This window comes from Mycobacteroides sp. LB1 (genome assembly GCF_013449725.1).
Classification (GTDB): domain Bacteria; phylum Actinomycetota; class Actinomycetes; order Mycobacteriales; family Mycobacteriaceae; genus Mycobacterium.
The window spans coordinates 198,709-219,157 of the sequence record NZ_JACCFF010000002.1 but is presented as its reverse complement, the minus strand read 5'-3'; the positions used below and the strand labels follow the sequence as shown (position 1 = coordinate 219,157).

General features: G+C 64.7%; 17 protein-coding genes. 11 read left to right on the top strand and 6 right to left on the bottom strand.

From position 1 onward, the window contains the following. Positions 1-3: 3 nt before the first annotated feature. Positions 4-561 carry a dTDP-4-dehydrorhamnose 3,5-epimerase family protein gene (locus MLB1_RS11795; RefSeq protein WP_180750007.1) on the bottom strand — a complete coding sequence of 186 codons (558 nt, stop codon included), beginning with the start codon at positions 559-561 and terminating at the stop codon, positions 4-6. On the opposite strand from MLB1_RS11795, the gene MLB1_RS11790 reads away from it, so the two are divergent. After that, positions 550-1,689 (top strand): methyltransferase domain-containing protein, encoded by a 1,140-nt coding sequence (locus MLB1_RS11790; protein ID WP_358148729.1) that lies wholly within the window; start codon positions 550-552, stop codon positions 1,687-1,689. The genes MLB1_RS11795 and MLB1_RS11790 overlap by 12 nt on opposite strands. Here the strand turns inward: MLB1_RS11790 and MLB1_RS11785 are convergent. After that, on the bottom strand, positions 1,686-2,720 hold the full coding sequence (locus MLB1_RS11785; RefSeq protein WP_180750005.1) for a glycoside hydrolase family 6 protein: 1,035 nt from the start codon (positions 2,718-2,720) through the stop codon (positions 1,686-1,688). The two genes, MLB1_RS11790 and MLB1_RS11785, sit on opposite strands and share 4 nt — an antisense overlap. A gap of 42 nt (positions 2,721-2,762) precedes the next feature. Between MLB1_RS11785 and MLB1_RS11780 the strand changes: the two genes are divergently transcribed. Then, positions 2,763-3,857 (top strand): glycosyltransferase family 4 protein, encoded by a 1,095-nt coding sequence (locus MLB1_RS11780; protein WP_180750004.1) that lies wholly within the window; start codon positions 2,763-2,765, stop codon positions 3,855-3,857. Here MLB1_RS11780 and MLB1_RS11775 read toward each other — a convergent pair. The 3 genes from MLB1_RS11775 to MLB1_RS11765 are packed head-to-tail and all read right to left on the bottom strand — an operon-like array spanning position 3,822 to position 8,315. Beyond that, positions 3,822-4,850: a glycosyltransferase family 4 protein gene (locus tag MLB1_RS11775; RefSeq protein WP_371750619.1), complete on the bottom strand. Its 1,029-nt coding sequence runs from the start codon at positions 4,848-4,850 to the stop codon at positions 3,822-3,824. The genes MLB1_RS11780 and MLB1_RS11775 overlap by 36 nt on opposite strands. A 14-nt stretch (positions 4,851-4,864) precedes the next feature. After that, positions 4,865-6,847: a glycosyltransferase gene (locus MLB1_RS11770; RefSeq protein ID WP_371750610.1), complete on the bottom strand. Its 1,983-nt coding sequence runs from the start codon at positions 6,845-6,847 to the stop codon at positions 4,865-4,867. Next, positions 6,840-8,315: a flippase gene (locus tag MLB1_RS11765; protein WP_180750002.1), complete on the bottom strand. Its 1,476-nt coding sequence runs from the start codon at positions 8,313-8,315 to the stop codon at positions 6,840-6,842. The genes MLB1_RS11770 and MLB1_RS11765 overlap by 8 nt, the downstream gene beginning before the upstream one ends. Before the next feature lie 32 nt (positions 8,316-8,347). Here MLB1_RS11765 and MLB1_RS11760 point away from each other — a divergent pair, with 32 nt between their 5' ends. Then, complete coding sequence (locus tag MLB1_RS11760; protein WP_180750001.1) at positions 8,348-9,430, top strand: glycosyltransferase family 4 protein; 1,083 nt, start codon at positions 8,348-8,350, stop codon at positions 9,428-9,430. On the opposite strand, the gene MLB1_RS11755 is transcribed toward MLB1_RS11760, so the two are convergent. Beyond that, positions 9,414-10,226 (bottom strand): WecB/TagA/CpsF family glycosyltransferase, encoded by an 813-nt coding sequence (locus tag MLB1_RS11755; protein ID WP_180750000.1) that lies wholly within the window; start codon positions 10,224-10,226, stop codon positions 9,414-9,416. The two genes, MLB1_RS11760 and MLB1_RS11755, sit on opposite strands and share 17 nt — an antisense overlap. A gap of 131 nt (positions 10,227-10,357) precedes the next feature. Between MLB1_RS11755 and MLB1_RS11750 the strand changes: the two genes are divergently transcribed. The 8 genes from MLB1_RS11750 to MLB1_RS11715 all read left to right on the top strand — a co-directional run bounded on the left by MLB1_RS11750 (position 10,358) and on the right by MLB1_RS11715 (position 20,449). Further along, a complete protein-coding gene (locus MLB1_RS11750) occupies positions 10,358-11,320 on the top strand; it encodes a hypothetical protein (protein ID WP_180749999.1) in 963 nt (320 codons plus the stop codon). Between the two features lie 12 nt (positions 11,321-11,332). Continuing rightward, positions 11,333-12,691 carry an O-antigen ligase family protein gene (locus MLB1_RS11745; protein WP_180749998.1) on the top strand — a complete coding sequence of 453 codons (1,359 nt, stop codon included), beginning with the start codon at positions 11,333-11,335 and terminating at the stop codon, positions 12,689-12,691. Then, complete coding sequence (locus MLB1_RS11740) at positions 12,688-14,025, top strand: glutamate-1-semialdehyde 2,1-aminomutase (RefSeq protein ID WP_180749997.1); 1,338 nt, start codon at positions 12,688-12,690, stop codon at positions 14,023-14,025. Before MLB1_RS11745 ends, MLB1_RS11740 begins: the two co-directional genes overlap by 4 nt. Positions 14,026-14,154: 129 nt before the next feature. Beyond that, positions 14,155-15,609 carry a cytochrome ubiquinol oxidase subunit I gene (locus MLB1_RS11735; RefSeq protein ID WP_180749996.1) on the top strand — a complete coding sequence of 485 codons (1,455 nt, stop codon included), beginning with the start codon at positions 14,155-14,157 and terminating at the stop codon, positions 15,607-15,609. A gap of 35 nt (positions 15,610-15,644) precedes the next feature. Continuing rightward, positions 15,645-16,673, top strand: a complete 1,029-nt coding sequence (gene cydB / locus MLB1_RS11730) for a cytochrome d ubiquinol oxidase subunit II (RefSeq protein ID WP_180749995.1) — start codon at positions 15,645-15,647, stop codon at positions 16,671-16,673. Continuing rightward, the gene (gene cydD / locus MLB1_RS11725; protein ID WP_180749994.1) at positions 16,670-18,343 is read left to right on the top strand and encodes a thiol reductant ABC exporter subunit CydD; all 1,674 of its coding nucleotides are present in this window, start codon (positions 16,670-16,672) and stop codon (positions 18,341-18,343) included. Before cydB ends, cydD begins: the two co-directional genes overlap by 4 nt. Continuing rightward, a complete protein-coding gene (gene cydC / locus MLB1_RS11720) occupies positions 18,327-19,979 on the top strand; it encodes a thiol reductant ABC exporter subunit CydC (protein WP_180749993.1) in 1,653 nt (550 codons plus the stop codon). Before cydD ends, cydC begins: the two co-directional genes overlap by 17 nt. Next, positions 19,976-20,449, top strand: coding sequence for a DUF4190 domain-containing protein (locus tag MLB1_RS11715; RefSeq protein ID WP_180749992.1), 474 nt, complete (start codon positions 19,976-19,978; stop codon positions 20,447-20,449). The genes cydC and MLB1_RS11715 overlap by 4 nt, the downstream gene beginning before the upstream one ends.

Sequence of the window (20,449 nt, the reverse complement as noted above, 5' to 3'; positions counted from 1 at the left end):
CCGTCACCGTCCGGTCAACGCCGCCCAACTGCCCGCGGCGGCGTCCTTGGCACTGATGGCGGCGACCGCAAGCGGCCAGTCGATACCGAGATCGGGATCGTCATGGGCGACCGAGACATCCTCGGCGGGGTCGTGGGGCCGGTCGATGCGGTAGCAGAGGTCGGCCCACTCTGTCAGCGCTTGATGGCCATGCAGTATGCCGGCCGGTACGAATAGGTGCCCAAAGGTGGAATCGTCGAGAGTGAAGCTCTGCCAACGCCCAAAGGTCGGTGATCCGGGGCGCGCGTCGACCAGCACATCGAAGACGGAGCCGCGCGCACACCTGATGAGCTTGCTTTCGCCGCGCCCCGAACGGCCGTGCAGACCGCGCAATACGCCCTGGCGCGACCGCGATTGGGAGTCCTGCAGGAAGTCGGCGGCGCGCACCGCACCGTCCGCTGTGCGGTGGTACTCGTCGAATAGCGCGGAATCGAATGTCCGGGTGAAGAACCCACGGTCGTCATGGTGTGGTGTGGGTTCCATCAACAGCACGCCGTCGATTTCGGTGGTGTGGATGCGCACGACGCCATCCTGCCGTACCGCGGAACGATTGGGGCGCCAACGGTGATCACATGCCGGTATTGCCGTGGCCACAGGTTGTCTCGGGTGCTGGATCTGGGCGCCGTACCCGCGGCCGATCACTTCCCCACCGCTGGCGGCCCGCCCACCGCGGATGCGGTGCACCCCCTGGCGATGACGGTATGTGCGGACTGTGCGCTTGCGCAGCTCGAGGTCGACGACACCGAGACCGACGAGCCGCGCGCGGTGGAGCCGCAGGCCCTGCGCGACCAGGCCGCCGATGCGGTTGCCCGAGTGGAAGGTGCCGGGCTCCTCATCGGACGCACCGTGTACGAGTTCACCAGTCCGCACGGTGGCAGCTGGCTGAACCTCGTTGTTTCCAAGGGTTTTCAGAGTACTGAGCAGACCCTGGACGCTCCCGCGGACCTGGTACTGGACAGCTTCGGCATGATGCACGACCCTGATCAGGCCGAAGCGATCAGGACACGCGCCCGCCGCACCGCTGCCGACGGGGTACTACTTCTTCAATTCCACTCGATCGCAACGATCCTGGCGCTGGGCCAGTGGAACTCGCTGCGGCATGGGCATTTTGCCTACTATTCCCTGACGGCTTTGCGTCGAATGCTCGCCGATGTGGGTATGTCCGTGGTCGCGGTATGGGAGTTCGACCTCTACGGTGGCACCCTGCTTCTCGCCGCACGCCATGGTGATCACCCCGAGCCGCCGCCGGTGGAGCAGCTGATCGAACGTGAGAAGGCAAGCGGCGCCGTGGATGCCGAAGGATTCGTGCGGCTGCAGCATGCGGTGGACGAGCAGGTGCAGCGCCTCACCCAATGGCTGAGCGACAGGCGTTCATCCGGACAAACCGTGTACGCCTACGGCGCACCCTCGCGCGCAGTGGCACTGTTCGCCCGCGCGGGGCTGACGACGGAATCGGTGGTGGCCGTCGCCGATGCCTCTCCCGCCAAACAGGGCCGACGCATGCCCGGCACAGATATCCCTATCATCGCGCCTGCCGATCTCGTGACCGCCGACCCGGACCAGGTTCTGCTCACCCTGCCCGATCTGTACCCGGAGGTTCGTCAACGCTTTCCGGAGTTGGAAGGTCGTTGGATGACGGGGCTCTGCTAACGCAGGAGCGCGGTCGCGAGAGCTGGGCTGAACTCTCCACCGGGCGCATCGGGGGCGACGCCACAGGGGCCGTTGGAGGCGCCCGGCGCAAGAATCCACAGATTCATATCCAGCCCGTCGGACTGGCCCAGTACGGTAGGCGGCATACCGAGCATGCGCCCCGAGGGGTTGCACCAGTCGAAGTTCCATGTCGGGCTGCCGTTCTGCGACGTATCGACGATGTAGCGAGGATCGGATACGCCGAACCACTGTTGCAATGACGCCCTGATGCGTTGGGCGTACGCGGTGATCTCGTAAGTCGGGGCGAACGACGACACGTTGACGGCGTATCCCACTCGATCGGACACACCCGCCATGGCAAGGAGCGCCGCCATCCGCTCGGGAGTCACCGAGCCGGACGAGGTTCCGGCCTCGAGGTAAACGCGGGCATTGACGTTCCGCGCCGAGAAGGTGTCCACCGCGTAGCGAATAGATCCGATGCGACCGTCGAAATCAGTGCCCTCCAAGGATTGCCGGTCGGCGAACCACAAGGCGTCGGGTTCGACGATCACCACCATCCGGGTGTCCCCCACCAGTGCTGACACCCGGTCGATCCACGCTCGGTACACGGCGGGGGTGACCACGTGGTTGGGCCCGGAGAAACCGTCGTCCCGGTCCGGAACGTTGTACAGCACCAACTGCGCGGTGCCGTCGGCGCGCCGCGCCCGCTGGACGATATCGGAGATATTGCGGCTGTCGTCCTCATCGCTACCGGTGGCCCACATCGCAATCGGGTACCGCGCGATCTGGTCCCGGATGGCCGCCGCGCGTGGGTCATCGGGGTGATCTCGCACCCACCACTCGACGACAAGGGCACCGGCTACCAGCGGCCCGGTGTCGAGCCGGTGCGATGCGGTCTCTGCGGCATGGAGGTGGACGAACTTGCTGGAGTCGCGTGCCAGCACCATCGCAGCTATCAACGCCAGCCCGGCGAGCGCTATCGCACCTACCACCGCCGGATGACGCTGTCTCACGGCTTGCGCACCGGTCACAGCGCGCAACGATACCTAGCCACTGAGCTCTACACTTGGCGCGTGCCCCACTCCGTCCCCACGCCGACGCCTGTGCGCGTGTTGGCGATAGGACCGGCCCCGGCAGGTCCCGAAAGCCGCGGCGGCATGGCAACCGTCATGTCGCATATGGCGGCGTTGACTGACTCGTCCGTGACAGTGCATGTGGTGCCCACCTATGTGGACGCCTCCCGGTGGCGCTGGTTGTGGGTCGGCGTCCGCGGAATGCTGGTGTCGTCGTGGTTGGTCCTCGCGGGACGGGTCGACGTCCTGCACGTCCATCTTGGTCACGGTGGGAGCGTGGCCCGCAAGGCGCTGCCCTTATGGTCTGCGCGCATCCGCGGGGTGCCCGCACTTATCCATGCCCACAGCTTCGATTTCGCCGGGTGGTACCGGGAACAGCGGCCCACAGTGCAGCGCGGTGTGCGGTGGGGATTGCGTGCCAACCGGTGGATCATCTTGGGGCGCAACCTCGCCGACGAGTACATCGTCTGTCTGCGACTCGACCCGAATCGGGTGGCGGTGCTGCAGAATCCGGTCCGCATCCCCGAGCGGACGGCTTCCTCTCATGGCGACACCCTTACGGTGATCAGCCTGGGCCGGCTCGGACGCCGCAAGGGCACATACGACATCATCCGGGCGGCATCCGCACTCACACCGGAGATCCGCACGATGCTGCATATCCACCTTGCCGGTGATGGCGAGGTGGAACAGGCACGCGCCGCCGTCGTTTCGGCCGACGTCGCCGATGTGATCACCGTGCACGGTTGGCTGGATGCGGCCGCAAGTTCCCAATTGCTCAGCGGTGCAGATATTTTCGTGCTCCCAAGCTACGCCGAGGGCCTTCCGATGGCACTACTGGAGGCCATGGCCTCGGCGGTCGCGGTGATCACCGCACCCGTCGGTTCCATCGCCGAGGTGGTGCGTGACGGCGAGAACGGTGTGTTGATCGCACCCGGCGATATCGACGCGCTGGTAGCGGCCCTTACCCGGCTGACCACCGATCACGACGAACGCCGCCGACTGGGGACCGCCGGACGGGAGACGGTGCGCGGCCTTGACATCGCCGAGTGGGAGGCACAGCTAGTGCGGACGTGGAAGTCGCTCGCAGATCGTTAGCAGCCGGCCGGCTGCGTGATCGGCGGTGAAGTTCTGCAGATAATGCTCGCGTGCCACCGCACCGAAGCTCGCCGCGGCGACGGGGTCGGCATGCCGATCGAAAGCCGCGGTCAGCCCAGCCACATCGTCGCGGCCCAAGGCGATCTCCCCGTGCGGCTGAAACTCCGGCAATGCCCCCTCGGTTGAGACGATGACGTTCACCCCGAGCTGCATCGACAATGTCTGTACGCCGCTCTGCGAGGCCTGCCGGTAATGCACGACTGAGGCCTTGGCGGTGGAAAGTGGTTGCAGCACGTCGTCATAGCTGTATGGCCCACGAATCCACCGCACCGACTCCGGCAGTGCACCCCTGAATTCGCCGTTACCGATGAGCACCAGATGGTCTCCGTGCCAGGCCGGACCCGCGACGTGCGCCTCCCACGCACGCAGGATGACGTCAACGTTCTTGTAGCCGTTGAGTCGCCCGACCAGGACGAAGTCACGACGACCGCTTGCGGGCACGAAGGGCGGCACCCGCTGCGGGTCGAGGTCACTCGTCAGCGGAACCACTCCGACCGGCGATAACGCGTGCGGGGCGATCTGTCGCGCGACGTAATCGCTGAACGCCACGCGTTGAACTGCGCCCGACTCCCATCGACGGAACGCGATGTCTTTCCACCGCGGCCGTTCTTCGGAGGCGTCGTGCGGTCGATCATCGTGGACGAGCAGCACGCGCGGACGGCCCGCCCCGAATGCCTGCCAACGCGGATCGCGGACCAGCTCGGTGATCACCACATCGGGCCGGAACGCACGGACTTTCGGTACAGCACGTGCCCATGACGCCCAACCGGCAGGATGTTTGAGCGAGGGCTCCAGGACCATCTCATGGTCCCGTGCCGGACCAGACTCGGGGTGCTGGTCGGTGGTCACTAACAACACCGAAGCGCCTCGGCCCATCAATGCTTCGGTGTGCACGCGAGCAAGCGGACGCATCCAGGGTGACAACCAGAGAATTCTCATCGCAGACATCAGCCCTTGAGCACCGCGGTGAAGGCTTCCTCGTACGAGTCCGCCATCGTCTCGATCGTATAGAGATCACGCATCCGCTTAAACCCATTGCACCCCAAAGCCGTCAAGCGCTCAGGGGCGGACAGGGCATCCTTGAGCGCGTCGCGCCAGGACTGCACATCTATCGGATCCACCACGACACCGCTGCCGTCGTCGAGCATGTCCGGTACCGAGCAGACCGCCGACCCGATGACCGGTACGGCACGTGCCATCGCCTCGAGGATCACCAGCGGGAAGGCCTCGCTGCGGCTCGGCACACAGAGCACATCGCAGTCGGCCAGCGCATGATCCGGACCGGGCGACCAACCGCGCCAGTGCACCCGGTCACGCACCGAATCGGGCGTAAGAGCCTCCAGTCGTTGGCGGTCGGGCCCGTCTCCGAAGATGGAGAGCCGCCAGTCGTATTCGGCCAATCCGCTCAGCGCCTCCACCAGCAGATGTGGATTCTTGTGCTCGACAATGCGCGACAGCATCACGAAATGCAATGGGCCACTCAGATCACGGCGGCGCGGCACAGTCTCGGGTAGATCGCGTCGGCTCACCACCCCATTAGGGGCGGTGAAGAATCGTGTGCCGACGCGCTGATGCGCCGAAACCTCGTCCCAGTGGCGTCGCGATAGCGCAATAAAGCCGTCGGCCCGGCTCATCGCCGCCGCGAGCGGCGCCGAGTAGGTTCCCGTGTTCAGTTCGGGTGGGATATGTGCCGCCACCAGCCATCTGCGATGTCGTCCGGATGCGCGCCACAGTGTCCCGCAACCGGTCTCGGTGTTGGTGTCCCCCGACACGAGGATTGTGGGACCGTCGCCGATTTCGAATGTGGGGCACCACCAGGGCTGACGCACCACCCGCACCGTCGCGGGGATCTCGGCAACCAACGGGCCGAAACGCTGCATGCACGCGATGGTCACGGCATATCCGCGCCGATCCAATTCGGTTGCCAACAAGACGTGTTGGCGTTCGGCACCCCCGTACACCAGCCGGTTGGTGGTCAGGATTATCTGTGGGCGCCCGGTGCCCGGCCTGAGTCGCGTCTTGCGGACGCGGCGAGCCGAACGCTGCACGCGGTCCAGCGCGGATGTCCCGGCCAGATAGAGGTCGGCGGTGCGCGCACCTTTCGAATGTTCGAGGGTGAGGGCGATATTGGCTCTCAGTAGATCGTCGGAGCGGATAGCGCGCTGGTGATCTCCGGTGACAGTCCCCTTGGCACTGTGCGTGACACCGGGCTCGTCGATGAAAACCAGCCGCCGGCCCGCCGCCCGGGCACGCAGCTGCCAGTCGGCTTCCTCGCCGTACAGGAAGAACTCCTCGTCGAAACCACCGATCTCATTCCAGACCTGCCGGTTGATCAATAGGCAGGCGCCGGTGAGGTACCCGTCCACTTCGGTGGGCGCTGTCCGGTACAGCTCCGAGATCGCGCGGCCGCGTAGCGCAGGCGCGTAGCCCGCGTGCGACACCAGCGCCCGGAGCATGTTCGGGGCGCGATGTCCGTTGTCCCAGGGGAGCTCGCCGAGATGCGGTGTGGTCGGGTCTATCTGTGGCGCCGCCGCGGCCACCATGGGATCGATAGCCATCTGGGCGCGTGTCCGCGTGAGTGGGCTCTTCACGATCGCATCGGGGTTCACGAGCAGCAGGTGCGCACCCGCCACGAGATCCGCCAATCTGTTGACGGCCGCGGCGAATCCGAGATTGTCCCCCGTACCGTGCCAGCTCACGTCAGGAAATGACGCTCGAACTGCGCCCATCCCCGGATAGTCCGGTCCCGAGTTGTCCCACACGTGTACCGGCAGCTCGCCGAGGTGTTCGTGGCACGACCGCAGACAGTCGGCGAGCAGATCCGGACGTCCGTACGCGACGACGAACACCGCGATACCCCCATGTACCTCACCGCCCTGAGGTGACGGGAGATAGGCCCTGTTCAGCTCCTTGAGCCTATTGCTACCCACCAGAATCCTCCTTGCGGAGTACGTCCCGGACGTCCCGCAGATGCACCGGGCCCGCCCAAAGATTCACCCCCACATACACACCGGCAGCGATCGCCGCCGCCATCAACTGCGGCATCCACTGTTCGGCAAGAAGGAGCGCGCCGACAGCCGCCAATGTCGGTATGGCCAAGCGCAGGAGGAACATCCAGGGCGTGCGATAGGCGCTACAGGTGGTCAACTTGGTGGCGGCGATGGTCAAGCCCACCACCTCGCTGGCCACCAGCGCGATCGCCGCGCCCAGTGCGCCCAGGTGCGGGATCAGCAGTACGTTGAGAACGATATTGCCGACGAGATTGCACACATTGAGCCGCAACAGAAATACCTGGCGATGCGCGGCAAACAGAGCCTGGCTCACGATGCCGGTCAGGAAGGTGAGGCCAACCGCGACGAGCAGCAACGGCATCACCAGGTTCGACTTGTCCACGAACTCTTCGGAACCCAAAAGCGCGATGAGATCGCGGCCCACAAAGAAGCCGACCACGGAGATCGGTACTGCCACCGCGAGCATGAGCCCGACGGATCGCTGAATGAAGTAGCCGAACCGCGCTGAATCGGTGGCATAAAGCGTCGACATGGTGGACAGCGTCGCCCACAGGAAGAAGCTGCCCATGACCGACAAGGTGAATGCCGTCTGATACGCCAGCCCATAATGGCCGACCTCGACCGGTGTGCTCAGCAGACTCAGGATCACGCCGTCGATTCGCCAGTACAAAACACCGACTACCAGAACCGCTGTCTGCGGCAGGCTTTCGCGTACCAGGTCCCATGACTCGCGTGTGGACATCACGATGCGTAGCGGAATGATCCGATGTGCGGCAATACCTTGCACGAGAAGCAATACCGCCGGCGGTATGAGCTGCGCCACCGCGTACCAGACCGGTGTGGCATCGACCGTGACGAGAATCCACGTGAAGCCCAGAACCGCCACGCGCGACATGACGTCCGCGATCGCCACCGCCGGGAAGCGGACCGATTGGACGAACACAGGGCCAAGGCAGCTCGCCAAAGTGCTCAGCGTGAGGCTCCCGCTCATGATAAGCAACATCGAGTCGACTTCAGGCTGGTCGCGATAGACCAACAAACCCGACACCGCGGCGAGCACGGTGAGGGGCACGCAATAGGCAATGGAGAGACCAAGGTTGACCCCGACCAACCGTTCGAGACTGCCGCTGCCGCTGGAGACGCGTCTGACGATGACCGCGCCGATGCCGAGTTCGGTCAAACTCGTCCACAGCCCGATGAAGAAGAGCGCGGTATTGAGATGCCCGTAGGCCAGCGGACCGACAGCACGTGTAGTCAGCGCGATCGCCGCTATGGAAGCGACTACTCCCAGGACACGACCGCCTAGTTGCCAGGCCACGGCGTTGGCAATCCGTCGTCCGGATGCCGGTTGGGCACCCGCGGAACCGTCGGCACGTTCCGAGGTCATGTGCTACCTTGCGCCGATATGGGATGGGAATAATGCAACCGAGTCAACAACTGCACGCGTATGTGGCCTTGCCGCATGGCGTTTCGGCCTCGCAATGGGAGATCAGGAACCGGGCTGATGAGGTGCCGGATCGGGCACCCTACGGTCTGCATCGGTTGTCGCGCTACGGCGTGACACCCGCATTCAGCGAGTTTTCGTTCGGCCGCCGCGCTGCGCGAATCGCCGGTCACATTCGTTATCGCACGGGGGATCTCGAAATTCTGGAGACCGTTGCTGACAGAGCGGCTCGACGCGCGAGCGATATCGTGTTCTGCTACGACGAACGCACTGGAGTGCCGGCAGCGGTTGCGACGGCAATCCGGATGAGTCCGCCGGTGGTGACCGGAATCGGTTGGCTTACCGAGCCCGCCGAGTCTCCCCCGGTGCCGCGCGGACTCGCCCGCTACGCATTGGCCCGCAGCGCAGCGGTCTTTTCGCAGTCCCCTCCCCAGGTCGAACTGCTGTCGCGCGCCTGGGGTGTCGAGGACTCGCGGCTGCATTTCGCTCCGGTGGGAATCGATACCGATTTCTACCGGGTGCAGCCGTGGGCGAATGCTGGCACTCCGTTGGTGGTCAGCGCCGGCGAGGATGTCCACCGGGACCACGCGCTTCTCGTCCAGGCCGTTCTTACCGCCCGCGAACAATGCCACGGCCTCACACTCGAACTGGCTACTGCGCTGCCGGTCAGCTCGCCACCCGGTATTGTCACCCTGCACACTGAACGGCTCTACGGACGAATGCGGGATCTGTATCGCCGATCCACGCTCGTGGCGATTGCGGTGCGCCCCAACGTAATTACCGGTTCGGGACTTACGGTCGCGCTGGAGGCAATGGCCAGTGGGCGCCCGGTGGTCATGACCGACAATCCGGGGATTGCGCACTACATCCGCCATGATGTCGACGGCGTGTTGGTTCCACCCGGCGACCCCGACGCCTTCGCCCGCGCGATCGCCGAGCTGGCGCGCGACCCCGATCGCGCCCGCGCCCTCGGACAGTCTGGGGCGCAGCGGGTGCGGGCGGAGTTCAGCTCCGAACGAATGGCTGAGCATTTCGCGAGCATTATGCATGGGGTTTAGCTGACTGTGCCGGCCCAACCTCGGCCTTACGTAACCGCGCCAGGGACGCCGGCCCCTGTATCAGGTACCGCCGGGCCATTCGCCGCGGTTCGCGACCCAATCGGTACGACCATTCCAGTCCGCTGCGTTGCATCCATTCCGGAGCGCGCGTTGCGGCACCGGCAAGGAAATCGGCGGACGCACCGAAAGCCAGCAGCACCATGGCGCCGGTAGCGACCCCGTGGCGCGCAATCCATAACTCCTGTAATGGTTTTCCTAGGCCAACTACCAGAATATGGGCGCCGGCGGCGGCAATCTCGCGTGCGAGGGCATCGCTGCGGGTCGGGTCGGTGATATCGCTACGATCGGGCGCCCACAGACCGACGACCTGCAGGCCGGGATAGCGTTCGCCGAGAATCGTGCGCAGCTGGTCATGCACCTTCGGCAGTCCGCCCAAGAACCCGACCCGGCGACCGGTCCTGGTTGCCAGCTCGAGAACCTGCGGTAGCAGGTCCGCGCCGGTGATCCGTGGCCAGTTTTGCCGCGTCTTGAGCCGGGCACGCGCCGCGATCGGCGCCCCGTCGGCGAGCATCAACCAATCCAGCTGTGGCCCCAGCTCGGCGCAGTCCCGATACGCGCGCCCCTTGCCGAAATGGTGCAAATGGTCCAAGTTCACCGAGCCGATAACAAGCGGGCACTCATCGGCCGCTGCCGGGCGCCGGGCGACCGCATCGAGCACGTCCTGCACGCAGCAAAGGTCAACCACCACGTGGGAGATCGTCACCCGAACCGGCGGGCCCAGCGATTCTGTCGACACGGCGGTTAGCCTAGCCATCGTTCATTCTCTGGGGCGAGCAAGTGTGGGTTATGCTCGTGACCAATAAGGCTGGTTATGGGACGGCGCGCCTATCGCGAATAGTCCGGACGATAGCAAGAGTCGGAGCGCCCGTGAACGTCAACGACCTGGTCAAGCGGATCTTGAACCGGCGGATTGCGCTTGTCCTCGTGGCCCTGATGGTGTGCAGCGCAGGCGCATACGGCTACACCAAGGGTGTCACCATCCGGGCATCTACGGCCTCTGCAGTGGTTGTCCCACCTCCCACTTTCTCCTCGACCGGTGACACGCTGGGCGCCAACCCGATGTTGAACTTGTCGCCGCAAATGGCGCAGCTCGTCGGCATCCTCGCCACCTCGATATCCAGCCAGCCCGCACAGACTTCGATTGCCGCGGCCGCGCCCGGTGTGGACTACACGGTCTCCAACAGCATTGACCTGGGACCCAACAATCAACAACCGTCCTCTCAGCTGTCGATTCTGGTGCTCTGCGGCGAGACTTCGGACTGCAAGGCAGGAGCGGGAGCAGTCCTTGACGTCGCACGCGACAACCTGGTGAAACTGCAGGTGGGGGCCTCGGTAGCACCCGAGAACTGGGCAACTCTCACTATCCTCCAGGAACCCACAGCCCCCGTCGTAATGTCCAACAGCGCGGTGAAATCCGCGGGTTCCATGGCCGTCGCGGCGCTGCTCGCCGCGACCATCCTGCTGCTGGCCTACGACGCACTCGCGATGCGGCGCCGCAAAGAAAGGCGCGCCGATCGACAGCCTGGGAACAAGGTCAAGGCTAAAACCGAGACTCCACGCGTAGCCAATGAGCCATCGGCGGCCGCCGAGGCCCCCACCGATCCGGTTGAGGCAGACGCGGGCGGCAATGGCCAGATCCTGGCAAAGAATTCGGCAACCAATGGACGCCAAGCCTCCGGTACCGCGGACGCTCCCACCATCGTCGACGACGACCTGGACAATCTCGAGATCGACGACGAGGCGCTGGCCCAAGCGGTATTGAACTGGACCCCGCCCCGCCTGACCGATTTCCGTACCTGGCCTGGCGACAAGCCTTCTCCAGACCGGTAGTCGGGCACTGTGATGACCGACCGCGGTCTGGGTACCGTCAAGTTCGCCGCGCTCGCATGCATCGTGCTGTTGAGCACCCGGCAGGTCTACGCGGTGTATGCCCTGAAAGGGCTCAGCCCCGCTCAGGTCGCCTTGATCATCGTCGGTGTGCTGGGCGGATATTGGGTGCTGTCGGGGCACCGGCTCTCGCTCGGAGCGCGCGGAGTTACCCTCGTGATCCTCGCCTCTGTGCTGGCAACCGTGGTGTCCTTCAATGCCGTCACCACCCGTCTCCTGCCGCATATCGCCGTGGTGCAGGCCGGGCAGGGCATGTCCGCATACGCGGTGACGGTGGCCGCGCTCATCGGATTCGTCTTTCTGTTCGCCGCCCATCCCGAAAGCTCCGCGCGAATCATTGAGATCTTCTTGAAGGCGCTTCTCATTGGCGGTGCCATCACAGCGATCCTCGCCCTGGCGCAATTCGCCACCGGCGTCGACATCGCGGCGATGATCCGGATTCCCGGGCTCATGAAATTCGGCGATACGGGTGTCGCTCATGGGATTGTTCGTGAAGGCGTCGTCCGAGCACAGGGCGCCGCAGCGCATGCCCTGGAACTGAGCGCGGTATTGACCACGATCGCACCTATCGGCGTCGCGCTCGTGTACAACGCCAAGGCCTCGAATAGCGGGGCCGACGGGACTGCCAGAAAGATATGGCCATGGGCAGTGCTGACCGGCATTGTGATGGCGGGCTCGGTGGTGACTGTTTCTCGATCGGCGTTCGTGGGATTCGCGGCGGCAATCCTCGTGATGTCGTGGCGCTGGCCGGTGCGTCGGCTTGCCGGGTTGTTATGCGCCGCGCTCGGTGCTGCGGCAGTCGCCGCGGTGAGTGGACTGGGTGTTTTCGAGGCGATCATCAAAACCTTTATGAGTAGCTCGGACGACCCGTCGCTGCAATCCCGTGCGCGTGGAATCGACTACGTGATGTCGCATTGGACCGAGAACTTTTGGTTGGGGCAGGGATCATTCACCTATCCACTAGGACCGGAACAGCCGGTTCTCGACAACGAATACCTCAGCCGCCTCATCGAAGGCGGCATCGTGGGCCTGTTGACCTTGGTGGTCCTGATGATCACAGCGATCGTGTACGCGGGTAACGCGCGCAATCGCTGCGAGGATGCGGCCACCACGGAGCTGATCAATGGCGTGCTCGGCGGGCTCGTCGCGCTCACCGTCGTCAGTTCTGTGCTGGATGTCTCCGCTTTCCAACAGATTTCGATGATTCGGTGGCTCTTGATCGTGCTTGCGGGTGCGGCGTGGGCACTGGTCAGACGCGACCAGAACCCGTCACCTGCCGCAGCTCCGCTCCTTCGTGAGGAAGCGCGAACATGACACATCGGGGTTTTGAACAGTCGAATACCTGGCAGGCCCGGCTCCACGACGCGGTGCCCGGCGGGGCGCATACCTACGCGCGCGGCGCCGACCAGTACCCGCTAGGCATGGCGCCGGTGCTGACGCACGGGTCGGGCGCGCGGGTGTGGGATGTTGACGACAACTGCTATGTGGAATACGGCATGGGGCTGCGTGCGATTACCCTCGGCCATGCATACGGGCCCGTCATCGAGGCCGTCCGCGACACGCTGAGCCGAGGGGTAAGTTTCAGTCGCCCAACGGTATTAGAAGCCGAAGCCGCCGAGGATTTCCTGCGGACCGTGCCAACCGCCGAGATGGTCAAGTTCGCCAAGAACGGATCGGATGTCACCACCGCCGCCATTCGCCTCGCCCGCGCCGTGACCGGACGCACGATGGTCGCGGCCTGTCGGCAGCCGTTCTTCTCCGCCGACGACTGGTTCATCGGCACCACCGAGATGAACGCGGGTATCCCGAAAACCGCAACCGAGGACGTGGCCAGGTTCAACTACAACGATCTCCATTCTCTGACAACGCTTTTTGATCATTACCCCGGCGAAATCGCTTGTGTCATCATGGAGGTCGCCAGCGCGGCCGCCGAGCCCGAATCCGGATTCCTCGAATCCGTGAGGGCGCTGTGCACCCGTCATGGTGCGCTACTGGTTTTCGACGAGATCATCACCGGATTTCGGTGGTCCTGCGCGGGTGCCCAGGCCGTGTACGGGGTGACCCCGGATCTGTCGTGCTGGGGCAAGGCGATGGGCAATGGTTTCGCGATCGCCGCGCTTGCGGGCAAGCGGGACTATATGGAACGCGGCGGCCTGCGGACCGACGATCCGCGGACGTTTCTGCTGTCCACCACAAACGGGCCGGAAGCGGTGGGATTGGCGGCCTTCCGCGCAGTGGTGCAGGCCTATCGAGATGATGCCCCGGTACGGGCCATGGAGGCCTCGGGCCGGGATCTCGCCGACGGCATTGCCGCCATTACCGCGGAACTAGGCGTGGGCGAACATATCCGGACAATAGGCCGACCATCGTGTCTCACCTTTACCAGTCTCGGCCCAGACGGGCAGCCCTCGCAGGCCTACCGTGCACTGCTGCTGCAGGAACTGCTGCGTCGCGGTGTACTGGGACAGTCTTTCGTGATCTCCGCGGCACACACGCCCACCGATATCGAATTGACCATCGACGCACTGCGAGGTGCCGCCGAGGTATACCGACGCGCCATCGACGCCGGAACCACCGACGGATTCCTCACGGGCCCTCCCGTCGCGCCGGCACTGCGCTCGTCGGCCGCGCCCCGACGCATCCCCTGACGCGGTCCACTTTCTGGGTTCACGCGATTACCGCGCCACGTTCGCGCTGTTGGCGTATTAGTAAATGTGGCCCGTATCGCGTTGAACTTAGCGTGCAACTACTACTACGCTGCGTCGTAGGAGGTGGCGATGAACGCCCTGGACGTATCTCGTTGGCAATTCGGGATCACCACCGTGTACCACTTCATCCTGGTGCCGCTGACCATTGGGCTCGCACCTCTGCTGGCCATCATGCAGACGGCCTGGGTCATCACCGGAAACAACTCCTGGTACCGGCTCACCAGATTCTTCGGAAAGCTCTTTCTCATCAATTTCGCACTGGGCGTCGCCACCGGCATCGTGCAGGAATTCCAGTTCGGGATGAACTGGAGCGAATACTCCCGGTTCGTCGGCGACGTGTTCGGCGCTCCCCTTGCTCTCGAAGGGCTTGTAGCGTTCTTCCTGGAGTCAACCTTCCTGGGCCTGTGGATATTTGGGTGGACCCGTCTGCACAAGCTGGTGCACCTGGCGTGCATCTGGGTGGTCGCGATCGGTGTCAATGCCTCGGCCTTCTTCATCGTCGCCGCCAACTCGTTCATGCAGCACCCGGTCGGTGCCATCTACAACCCGGAAAACGGCCGCGCAGAGCTGACCAGCATCACCGAGCTCCTCACCAACAACACGGCATTGGCCGCCTTCCCGCACACCGTTGCCGGATCCTTGCTCACTGCAGGCACATTCGTTGCCGGTATCTGCGGCTGGTGGATGGTCCGCTCTCACAAACTTGGCACCCTCGAAGACGCGCGCACGATGTATCGCCCGGCCGCCATCGGCGCCTGCGCCGTGATGATCCTCGCCGGGGGCGCCCTGGCGGCGACTGGTGACGTTCAGGGCAAGCTGATGTTTCAGCAACAGCCGATGAAAATGGCGTCGGCTGAATCCCTGTGTCATACCGAGAAAGACCCCAAGTTCTCGGTGCTGACGGTGGGGACCCACAATGACTGCGGCAGCGTCACGCACGCGATTTCGGTGCCCTATGTGCTGCCCTTCCTGGCCGAGGGCAAGTTCACCGATGTCACCCTCAAGGGCGTCGAAGACCTCCAGAAGGAGTACGAGCAGAAGTTCGGTCCGCGTAACTACCGGCCCAACCTCTTCGTCACCTACTGGTCCTTTCGCGCCATGATCGGACTCGCCGCTGGATCTGCCCTGCTGGCGTTGGCGGGGCTGTGGGTGACACGGCGCGGACGAATTCCTTCTCAGCGCTGGTTCGCCTGGCTCTCAATCCTGGCCATCCCCACGCCCTTCCTGGCGAACAGCGCCGGGTGGGTGTTCACCGAGATGGGCCGACAACCCTGGGTGGTTGCCCCCAATCCCACAGGAGTGGAACAGATTCGGCTCACCGTGGACATGGCGGTCTCGCACCACTCCGCCGCAACGGTATGGGTGTCGCTCATCACCTTCACGCTGCTGTACGGCGCGCTGGGCGTGGTGTGGTTCTGGCTCATCCGCCGCTACACCATCGAAGGGCCTCTCGAACACGACACCGAACCCGCACCAGTTCTCACCGATGAGGACAGCCCCAAGCCGCTGTCCTTCGCCTACTAATAGCCCTATCTATCAGCCTGCAAGGAGGTCCGAACATGAATCCGACGACATTACAACAGCTCTGGTTCATCGTCGTAGCGGCGCTGTTCCTCGGCTTCCTCGTGCTCGAAGGCTTCGACTTCGGTGTCGGGATGCTGATGCATCCACTCGGCCGCGGCGACGACCGCAGGCGACGAGCGGTGCTCAACACCATCGGGCCCGTATGGGACGGCAACGAGGTCTGGCTCATCACCGCGGGCGGCGCCATGTTCGCGGCATTCCCTCACTGGTATGCCACGGTGTTTTCCGGCCTATACCTTCCGCTGCTACTGATCCTGGTCGCCATGATCCTGCGGATCGTGGCCATTGAGTGGCGCGGCAAGATCAACGACCCCCGCTGGCGTGCTCGCTGCGATCTGGGAATCGGCATCGGATCCTGGATTCCCGCGCTGCTGTGGGGTGTGGCGTTCTCGTCGCTCTTGGCCGGGCTCCCGGTCGATTCCGCCAAACAGCTCAGTCTGGGGATCGGGGATGTGCTGCGACCGTACGTACTTCTTGGTGGCGTGGTCTTCGTGGGACTCTTCGCCTTCCACGGTGCACTGTTCATCGCGCTGAAGACCGCGGGAGTGGTCCGCGAGGACGCCGTCTCGATAGCGCACAAGCTGGCGATTCCGGTCATCATCGCTGCCGGCGGATACGGGCTGTGGACGCAGCTTGCCTATGGCAAGGGATGGACCTGGATCGCGCTCGCGGTGGCCGCTTTGTCCTTGGTCGGTGCCGCCGCCGCGTCACGGATATCCCGTGACGGATGGGCATTTGCCTGCACCTGTCTGACGGTGGTCGCCGTGGTGGCCCTGCTGTTCGGCTCCCTGTATCCCAATCTGGTTGTGTCCAGCTTGAATCCGGCCTACAACTTGACGATTGTCAACGCCTCATCCAGTCCCTACACACTACGCATCATGAGCTGGGCCGCGGCGATTACCGCCCCGCTGGTGCTGCTCTACCAGGGCTGGACGTATTGGGTATTCCGGCAACGCATCTCGGCCGATCAGATCCCCGATCCCGTCGGGCTGCCCGTGCGATGACACGATCGCGCAGCGCCCCGGTCGATCCGCGGTTGTGGCGCCGCAGCGCACCCGCCCGTCGCTACTTGATGCTGACAGTGCTCTGCGAGTTGGTGATCACGGCGGCCACACTGCTTATCGCCATAGTGCTGGCGCATACACTCGCCCGGCTCATCACCGATCCGGCCGCACGCGACATTGTCCATATGGGACAGCCGCTGGCTGTTCTTGCCGCGCTCTGGATTGTTCGGGCGGGTGCCCAAGGTGTGCAGGTCCGCTTCAGTGAGCGCGGCGCGACAGGAGTCATCGCCGACCTCGACGACCAACTGTTGTCGACCATCGCGCAGGCACAGCCTCGCGACCTTGCACAGAGTCGGGAATCGGCCACGACGATATTGACCCGGGGACTGGACGACCTGCGCCCCTACTTCGCCGGGTATCTGCCCGCGGTGCTCAGTGCCGCGATCGTGACACCTACCGCGGCCTTGGTGATCGCGGTATCCGATATCCGATCGGCCGTGATCGTCGTGGCAACCCTGCCACTGATACCCATCTTCATGATCCTCATCGGTCTTCTCACCCGGGATCGCGCGGCGGCCGCATTGAATGCCTCGACCGTGGTCACCGGTCAGATTCTCGATTTGATCGCGGGTATTCCCACCCTCCGCGCGCTGGGACGTACCGCGACACCGCTTCGTCGGATAACCGAACTCGGGACCGCCCAGCGGCGTTCGGTCATGGCCACGCTGCGGGTCGCGTTCCTGTCGGCCATGGTGCTGGAAATGATCGCAACGCTCAGTGTCGCGCTCATCGCGGTGAGTATCGGTATGCGGCTGGTGTTCGGGCACCTCGATCTCACCACCGCACTGACGGTCCTGATTCTGGCCCCTGAGGTCTATTGGCCGTTGCGTCGCGTCGGGATTCAGTTCCACAGCGCCGCCGATGGAAAAGCGGCTGCGGACAAGGCCTTCGAACTCCTCGACGCCATCAGCGCTCAAGCAGCCCCCACCGCCGTCGGTGGGACGCTACCTCCGCTCCGACAGCCGACGATCCAGCTGGACGCGATCAGCGTGCCGGATCGAAGCGGTTACGCACCATGGGAATTGACGGCGACAATCCGGCCCGGCGCAGTCACCGTGCTCACCGGCCACAACGGTGCAGGGAAGTCGACGGCACTGCACGCGATAACCGGCCTCACCACGCCAACGGAAGGCCTGGTTCTCGCGGACGGGGTGGGTCTGGACCAGATCCACCGCGACAGTTGGTGGTCAATGATCGGATGGCTGCCCCAACGACCTGTATTGGTGCCGGGCACCATCCGCGAGAACCTCGAAATGTTCGGGCCGCTGGACGATCTCGAAGCGGCGCTGGCCGAGAGCCAGTTCGATAGTACGGTGTCGACGTTGCAGGACGGGTTGGATACCCGCCTCGGTGCCGGTGGCGCCGGGCTTTCACTGGGTGAAAGGCAGCGACTGTGCCTGGCACGTGTGCTCGCTACCAATCGCCCGATCTTGCTTCTCGACGAGCCCACGGCACACCTCGATGGCGATACCGAGGCCGCCGCGCTGGCCGCACTGGTCACGCGGGCCCGTCGTGGCGCCACGGTGGTGCTGGTGGGGCACCGTGCCCCGGTACTGGCTGCCGCCGACGAGATATTCACCGTTGAGGCCAGACATGCTGCGCACTTCTGACCCGCTGCAGCACTGGCTGATCGCGCTTCGTGTGCGGCCGGCACGGCTGGCTTTAGCCGTGGCGTGTGGAGTGCTGGCATTGGGAAGTGCACTAGCGTTGGCCGGTCTGTCGGCGTGGCTCATCACCCGGGCCTGGCAGATGCCACCGGTTCTCGATCTGTCCGTTGCCGTGGTTGCCGTACGCGCACTGGGTATTTCGCGCGGCATCTGGCGGTACTGCGAACGGCTCGCCAGTCACGAAATCGCACTACGCGGGGCTGCCGCCGTCCGTGCGCAGGTGTACGCACGTCTGGTCGGCGGCTCGGTCGGAGCGCTCCGCAGGGGCGCGGTGCTGGATCGCATCGGAACAGACATTGACGAGCTCGCCGAGACCGTCGTACGCAGCGTCATTCCCGCTGCGGTCGCCGCGGTGCTCGGGGTCGCGGCCACGGTGACCATCGCGCTGATATCGCTACCTGCCGCAGCCATGCTGGCGTGTGCCTTGCTGGTTGCCGATGTGCTGGCGCCCGTGTTGGCGGCCCGCGCATCCAGGTCGCGGGAGACGCACGGCGCGCAGGCGCGCGCCCTGCAAGCGGAAACGGCCGTTGAGATCCTCGACCACGCTCCGGAGCTCCGGGTGGGAGGCTGTCTACCGCATCAGCTCGATATGGCGCGGCGACGACGCCGTGACTGGGCGCTGGCTCAGGACGCTGCCGCCGGTCCCGCCGCATGGGCGGCCGCGGCCCCCACCTTGGCGGTAGGAGCCGCGGTGGTCGGCGCCTTGGCAGCCGCTGTCGAGCTCGCCGGACATATCGCACCCACGACCCTTGCCGTCCTGGTGTTGTTGCCGCTTGCCGCCTTCGAGGCCTCCACAGCTCTGCCCGCTGCGGCCATCGGCATCGCCCGCTCACGGGCATCGGCGCGGCACTTGGAGCAGCTTGCGGGCGGAGGTGTCGAAGTTCCCGCTCCTGCCGACGTGATGCCGAACGGCGAGGTTTCCGCCGTGACGCTCGAATGTTCCGAACTGTATTGGCGGACCGGCCGTTCGATATCGGGTCCGCTGTCGTTCCGGCTGCCGGCGGGTGCACGGATGGCCATTACCGGTGCCAGTGGTATAGGCAAGACATCACTGCTGATGGCGCTCGCCGGGCTCGCACCACCGGTCGCCGGCAGCATCCGACTCGGCGATGACGCACCCGCCGAGAACCAGACCGCCGAGATGACTTCACCCATCAGGTTTTTCGCCGAGGACGCACACCTATTCGCCACCACGGTGCGCGACAACCTTCTTGTCGCGCGGGGTGACGCCACCGATGGCAAACTGGCCGACGCGTTATCGGAAGTCGGTCTCGGTCCTTGGATCGAATCGCTACCGCAGGGGCTGGACACGGTGTTGACCGCGGGTGCGGCCTCGGTATCGGGCGGCCAGCGCCGACGGCTCCTGCTTGCGCGAGCGCTGCTGTCCGAGGTACCCGTGTTACTGCTCGACGAGCCGACCGAACACCTCGATGGCCACGCTGCGGAGACGATCCTTCGGGAATTGCTGGACAGCAACAGTCCACTGTTGGCTGGGCGGACTGTTCTGGTGGCGACCCACCATCTGCCGGAATCGGTGAACTGCCTTCGCGTCCAACTCGGCGATACAGTGCAGGTATGACGGAAACACCCCCGCCGTACCAACCGCCCGGCGGGTACCCGGCCTACCCCGCTTACCCATACCCGTACGGCGCTCCCGGCGCCCCGCTTCCTCCGCCGGTCCGAAAGAACGGCGTCGGCGTGGGCGCGCTTATCGTCGGAATCATTGCGATTCTGTTGTCGTGCACAGTCTTTGGTGGATTTATCGGCGGCATCGTGGCGATCATCCTCGGTATCGTGGGCTTGCGCAGGGCCAAGCGAGCCGAGGCCGACAATCGTGGCGTGGCGATCTCGGGCATCGCGCTCGGGGGCTTGGCCGTGCTGCTGTCCACGCTCATTCTCGTGTTCATGCTGGTTTTCATGAAGTCAGCCGGTTTGACCGATTTCATCACCTGCATGTCCGATGTCAAGGGTGATCAAGCCAAGGCCACCCAATGCCAGAACGATTTCGAGAAGCGGATGAACGAGAAGGCCGGTAACCCCGCGCCCTGA